This window comes from Rhabdochromatium marinum, from assembly GCF_016583795.1.
GTDB lineage: Bacteria > Pseudomonadota > Gammaproteobacteria > Chromatiales > Chromatiaceae > Rhabdochromatium > Rhabdochromatium marinum.
In genome coordinates, this window is the sequence record NZ_NRRS01000202.1 from 1 (window position 1) to 705 (window position 705).

1 protein-coding gene is annotated in these 705 nt (G+C 56.5%); it reads right to left on the reverse strand.

Annotated elements, in window-relative coordinates; genetic code table 11:
* Positions 1-78: 78 nt before the first annotated feature.
* On the reverse strand, positions 79-705 hold a 627-nt coding region (locus CKO36_RS19310; protein ID WP_200286510.1), incomplete at its 5' end, for an IS1634 family transposase.

Sequence of the window (705 nt, forward strand, 5' to 3'; positions counted from 1 at the left end):
AAAGGCAGTATACGAATATAATCTTTGTGTCCATCGGGGTTCCTCGCCAGTCGTTGTGCAGTAGGGGTACTTACAACGCTAGCAAACTCCGATGGACGCCAGCTTATCAAGGTGGCAACTTGGGTTAGCATAAGAATTACGCACCTCTAAATTGACGCGGTTTAGCACGAGCGGCCTGACCTGGGCAATGACCAGCACATGGATACCTTTGAAAGATTGGAATACCCAGCGCGCGGTGGGACGAGCGCTCGGCTGACCCTTCTGGTCGGGGAAGGTTGCCTGCTGTGCCTTGAGACTCTCGCGGATACGGTGTTCCAGGGCAGCATAGACCAACAAGCAGAGGGTCATCACCATCATCAACGCCATGATGCGCTCGGGTTTCTTCAGGTAGAGTGTCGCGGCCATAAACATCGGGTCTTTGAGGAAGCGAAAGCCGCGCTCGACTGTTTGTTGATCCTTGTAGGCGGCGATGAGCTCGGCTTCGCTGAGCAGTGAGTCATCGAGCTGATTGGTGGCGAGGATGAAACAGCTTTTGCGTTCCAGGCGGCGCTGGTGCTCCTGCACCTGCGAGGCCAGTGCACCGCTGATGCGGTAGACATAAAAGTCTGGCGCCTGCCCTCGGGCCGGGCGGCCTTGGCTGTGGTAGCGAGGCAAGGCCTCAATGCAGGTCTCGCCGAGCAGGCCAATCTTAAGTGTGTGCTCAAA